Annotated in this window: 7 protein-coding genes; all 7 read left to right on the forward strand. The window is 45.7% G+C overall.

Annotated elements, in window-relative coordinates; all coding sequences use genetic code 11:
* Positions 1–136 precede the first annotated feature (136 nt).
* Positions 137–463 carry a PadR family transcriptional regulator gene (locus VN429_RS09205; RefSeq protein WP_325632442.1) on the forward strand — a complete coding sequence of 109 codons (327 nt, stop codon included), beginning with the start codon at positions 137–139 and terminating at the stop codon, positions 461–463.
* On the forward strand, positions 450–1031 hold the full coding sequence (locus VN429_RS09210; protein WP_325632446.1) for an HAAS signaling domain-containing protein: 582 nt from the start codon (positions 450–452) through the stop codon (positions 1029–1031). The genes VN429_RS09205 and VN429_RS09210 overlap by 14 nt, the downstream gene beginning before the upstream one ends.
* Positions 1028–1798 carry a toast rack family protein gene (locus VN429_RS09215; protein WP_325632449.1) on the forward strand — a complete coding sequence of 257 codons (771 nt, stop codon included), beginning with the start codon at positions 1028–1030 and terminating at the stop codon, positions 1796–1798. The genes VN429_RS09210 and VN429_RS09215 overlap by 4 nt, the downstream gene beginning before the upstream one ends.
* Before the next feature lie 44 nt (positions 1799–1842).
* The gene (locus tag VN429_RS09220) at positions 1843–2145 is read left to right on the forward strand and encodes a hypothetical protein (protein WP_325632453.1); all 303 of its coding nucleotides are present in this window, start codon (positions 1843–1845) and stop codon (positions 2143–2145) included.
* 71 nt (positions 2146–2216) lie between these two features.
* Complete coding sequence (locus VN429_RS09225) at positions 2217–3482, forward strand: COG1361 S-layer family protein (protein WP_325632455.1); 1266 nt, start codon at positions 2217–2219, stop codon at positions 3480–3482.
* Positions 3479–4687 (forward strand): ABC transporter permease, encoded by a 1209-nt coding sequence (locus VN429_RS09230; RefSeq protein WP_325632457.1) that lies wholly within the window; start codon positions 3479–3481, stop codon positions 4685–4687. The genes VN429_RS09225 and VN429_RS09230 overlap by 4 nt, the downstream gene beginning before the upstream one ends.
* A gap of 2 nt (positions 4688–4689) precedes the next feature.
* On the forward strand, positions 4690–5387 hold a 698-nt coding region (locus VN429_RS09235), incomplete at its 3' end, for an ABC transporter ATP-binding protein (RefSeq protein WP_325632459.1).

A 5387-nucleotide genomic window follows, 5' to 3' on the forward strand; every position in this document is an offset into this window, starting at 1 on the left:
ATTTAATACCAGTAAGTGTAAGCATTATTCACTATCTTGCAATGCAAGATACTAAAAAAACTAAAGTACCTGTCACTAATCAGAATTATGAAATCAAAAAGCCGTTCTTCGGGGATGCGCCTGAAGGGAGGAACCGATGAACGCGCAATTTAAGAAAGGCGTTCTGGAGATGTGTGTGCTGGTGTTACTTGGTGAAAAAGATCGGTATGGGTATGAACTGGTCCAGGATATCTCGCATCGGTTTGAGATATCAGAAGGAAGTATTTATCCGCTGCTCAGGCGTCTTCGGGATGAAGGAAATGTGGTTACATACCTTCAGGAGTCTGCAGAAGGTCCGGCACGTAAGTATTACTCTCTTACAGCGAAAGGCGGGATGATCAGAGATGAACTGGTTGCCGAATGGCAGGAGTTTATTGTGGCAGTAAATGGACTGCTGAATGGTGAAAATCATGCAGAAGGATGAATATTTGTCACAACTCAGGCAGGCCATCAGAGCCCTTCCTGATGATGAACAGGAAGAGATCCTTGCAGATTACGATGAACACTTCAGAATGGGGATCGTTGATGGGAGAACAGAAACAGAGATTGCAGCAGCACTTGGCGATCCCAGATCAATTGGAAAAGAGTACGCAGCAGTTTCTCTTGTCAACAGGGCTGAAGAAAGCCCCTCAGCCAGGGGTATCGGGAGAGCTGTTCTTGCAACAGTTGGTCTCGGACTCTTCAACCTGTTTGTAGTCTTTTTCCCGTTCCTGATCCTGGTATTCATGATCATGCTCATACTCATCATCGGATTCTCAATCGCCTGTGCCGGGCCTTTCCTGGCAGGATATGCGGTTTTGATCCTTTTAGGATTCTTGCCCATGCAACTGGACACACCACCTCTGGCAGCAATCTTCTTTGGGATTGGGCTTACTTCATCAGGTCTTCTTATGATTGCACTTGATTATTGGTTAACCAGGATATGTTACCGTCAGATGATCAGGTACCTTCGGTGGAATATTGCAGTAATTTCAGGTAGGGAGACATTATGACCTCTGGAATCAGTTTCCCACCCCTTAGGAAGATTATCATATGGCTATTTATCATATCAGTAATCTCCTTCACTATCGGAGCGATTATTACTGCCATTGAAGGAAACTCATACAAATCCCAATACCAATCCAAAGTCACTCCGGTTGAAATTGAATCGGGAAAGATAGATCATGCAATCGTGACACTTGAGATGGACTCCGGCAGCATCAACCTTTCTGAAAATTACACGACTAATCTCATATCAGGGAGTATTTTAGGAGGGCATGCCCAGAAAGGACCTGATATTTCATACACATCTATGGATAAGGTAGGTCACCTGAACTTGAAGCAGGAGTCATCCATGTGCCTTGATCCATTATCAAAAGAAGATCAGTGGGATCTCGCCCTCGGACAAAAGGTACCGACATCACTCTCGATCATAATGAATACCGGTAATCTTCGAATACAACCAGGAAATGCGAATCTGACTGACCTTTCTATCAAGCAGGGTACAGGGGATCTCATCCTTGATCTCTCAGGATGGAGTGGAACTCACCTCATGGGCTCTATCGAAGAAGGTATCGGAAGTATGACGATTCTTCTCCCTGTTGATGCATCAATTGCAACCCATGTTGAAAATGGTATAGGAAGTAGAAGCATTTTAGGACTCGACGGAGAGAAAGGCACGTATTTCCATGCAGTTCAGGATAGACAGGCACCAGTCATCTCATTGTCAGTGAACCAGGGAATCGGAGATCTCACTATGAAGGTGGTTAATGAATCCTGATTTTCCGGATGATATTCTTTCCCAAAATATCATGAGGGGGATACATGACTGATCCGATCATTGTAGGATTTCTCATAATCCTGCTCATACTACTGACCATTGTCTGGACATATCCCTTAATCAAGGCTGAAATCAAGAGAAACATTCGATTTCTAGTATTGAAGGCTTGTCTTCATATCATTGCAGCCCTGGTTCTATTCGGACTTGCAGCAGATAACTGGAGTCTTGACATCTATCATGTGTTACACCTGGTTGCCGGGTTATCACTTCTGTATGAAGGAGCCATAACGATATTGAACATCTACGAAGATATGAAAAAAATACCAGTCCGGGAGAAGGGCATGTAGACTTGTTGCAATATCCTACCCAATCAGAAACGATATCAGACCATCACAATGTAAGCATCGATCAGAGATCTATGATCAGAAAAAATTCAAATCACTGCACCATATCTTGGAAATTATCCCTGATAATCCTGTTTGGACTTATACTTATCAACCTCCCAGCATCAGTAGCAGGCGATACTGCCCAGGTTCCATCAGTGATCATCCAGGATTACAAAGTGACACCGGCAGTCCTTACACCGGGAGAAAAAGGAACACTTACAGTTACATTAAAATCAGTAACTTCTGGAACAAAAACGAGTTCTATCACATCCGGGGCAGATACAACATCACTCAGTTCACCTGTGATTCCCTACATCGATTCTGTTACATTCAAGAGTAAGGATATAGACCTCCTCAGTACAGACTCAAAATTTGAAGGGAACATTGGACCAGATCAGGCAATACCTGTTACATTCTACATCCAGGCACCCCAGAAAACCGGCCTGTATTTCCCGGAGGTATGGATTCGGGTAAGGGATGGACAGAGTCTGAAATATCCGGTTCCAGTAAATGTAGGAACCCAACTCTCGGTTCTTCGGACACCAACACTCTCACTTGAAAATTCATTTCCATCCATGGTCAAACCGGGAACAAAGATAGATGGTAACATTACAATCAGGAATGAAGGATCAAGTCAGGCTGACAACATCCAGGTAATGGTAAACGGAACTCCTCCGTCAGTTATTGCATCAGGTATCAGTTCGTTCCAGATAGAGCAACTTGCAGCTGGCCAGTCAGTTACTCGTGATCTCTCCCTGCTCGTAGATAAGAATATCCAGGCAGGACTTGTGGAAGTCCCGGTCAGAATGAAATACGCCCAGATTGATGGCTCATCTGTAGAACAACAAGGCAGCATAGGTATCGACGTCAGGGGAAATGCTGAACTTGGAATCACTGCTGTTGAGACCACTCCGAGCAGGGTCTCACAGAAACAAGCCTTTGATCTGATGATACGGGTGCAAAACACCGGAACAGGCGATGCAAAGGCTGTCTCGGCAAAGATCGATCTTCCGATTGTCGGGACAAAGGAAGCATTTGTCGGAAAGATAAAACCAGGAAACGATGCTCCGGCAACCTTCATCCTTGAAGGAGCACCGGCTGGGGATTACAAGTACAAGGCTACAATCACCTGGACCGATGACTGGGGAGAGCACTCATTCACCCGTGAACTTTCACAAGGTATTCCGGGATCCGAGGATTCAGGCTCAACTATAGTAGGTGTTATCATTCTAGTCGTTATCGGTGCCGGAGTTTTCTGGTACTGGCGCAGGAAGAATAACCCGGATGAGATGGCATGAGCCTGCAGCACCTGAAGGTATCATTCTTCCTCGCTATCCGGGGATTATCACGGGGAAGCAGAGGAAGTCTCTACCTCTCTATCCTTATCATCGCGATGGTCTTTACAAACATGATCTTCATGTCCTCTATCATCATGGGGGTAATCAAGAATTCTGAACGATCGATCATCGAGTACCAGACCGGCAACATTCTTGTCGAAACAAAGGATAATGAACAGTATATCGAGGATGTGAGCAGTCTTTTAGATAAACTAAACAGGATTCCCGGAGTCATCAGGGCTTCAGCCCATTATTCAATGGGGGCCACACTCAAAAATGAAGGAAACCGGATCGGAGGAACTGTCACTGCAGTCCGTCCTGATGATGAGCGTATGGTTACCGGGACCTGGAAGAAGATGAAAGAAGGAGAATACCTCTCTGATGGCGAAACAGGTGAGGTAATTATTGGTATCCAGACAGCCGGTCACAAAGACAAGAATGAGGATATGGGTTCCTCACTTGGATATGTCAGAACCGGAGACCCGGTCACTATCGAATATACAAACGGGGTAACCCGTGAATATCGAGTAAAAGGGATCTTTGAAACCCGCTCTTATCAGGCAGATATGGATGTCTTTGTCACCTGGAACGAAATGGAGAGTGTACTTGGTCATCCGATTGACACATCTACCGGGCTTATCATAAAAACAGCACCAGATCTTCCGGAAGCCCAGGTGAAGCAGACAATCTTGCGGTTTGGAGTCCAGGAGAAGGTAAAGACATGGCAGGATCTTCTTGAAGAAGCATTCGGAAGGGCAATTCAGAGTTTCTCAATTATCAACAGTGTTACTGTTATCGTCAGCCTTGTCATCGCAATCGTTGTTCTCTTTATTGTCATCATGATCAAGACTTTGAACAGTCGTCGCCAGATCGGTGTTCTCAAGGCAATCGGTGTTGAGAAGAGCATCATCATCAACAACTACCTTTTCCAGGTTCTCCTGCTCACAACTGCCGGTACCATCCTTGGAGTCTGCATTGTTGAAGGAATGGTCGGACTGCTCACCCTATACCCAATCAAATTCCCTGACGGTGATGTCACCCCCTATGCCAGCGCCTCAGATCTCATCACAAACACAATTCTACTCTACATTGCAGCAGCCATTGCCGGGTACATACCAGCATGGCGTGTAGCGAGTGAGGACATAATGACTGCAATGCGGGCCTGATTATGATCGAGATAACAGACCTCTCCAAAGTGTACGAGATGGGGAAAATAACTGTGGATGCTCTCAAGAATGTAACCCTCTCTATCAGCAAAGGTGAATTTGTCGGGATCATGGGAGCATCAGGATCAGGCAAATCCACCCTGCTTCATATGATTGGGCTTCTTGATACACCGACTAGTGGGAAGATCCTTATCGGTGGCATAGACGTATCAACTCTCACAGAACAACAGAAATCCAGATTCAGGTTGAAGCGACTCGGGTATGTTTTTCAGGATTATGCCCTGATGCCTGAACTTACCGTGGAGGAGAATGTCTACCTCACATCTATGGTCAGGGGTACCAGCGAGAAAGAGTACCTGTCCCAGACAAAGGAGATTTTAACGCGGGTCGGACTCTGGCATCGCCATAATGCCCTGCAGAGTGAACTATCAGGCGGTCAGCAGCAGAGGGTTTCTATCGCTCGTGCTGTTGTAAACAGACCTGAAATTCTGTTTGCTGATGAACCCTGTGCAAACCTGGATACAGAAAGCTCCAGAAACGTGCTTGACCTCTTCAAACAGATCAATCATGAGCTGCAACAGACGATCGTAATGGTCTCACATGAAGAGTGGCACATGGAATACTTCGACCGGGTGATCATCCTGCGTGACGGGAAAATAATTTCTGATGGTCCGCCAGTACTCCATGAACGGACAAGTAC

The organism is Methanospirillum sp., from assembly GCF_035560735.1.
In the GTDB taxonomy this organism is placed as follows: domain Archaea; phylum Halobacteriota; class Methanomicrobia; order Methanomicrobiales; family Methanospirillaceae; genus Methanospirillum.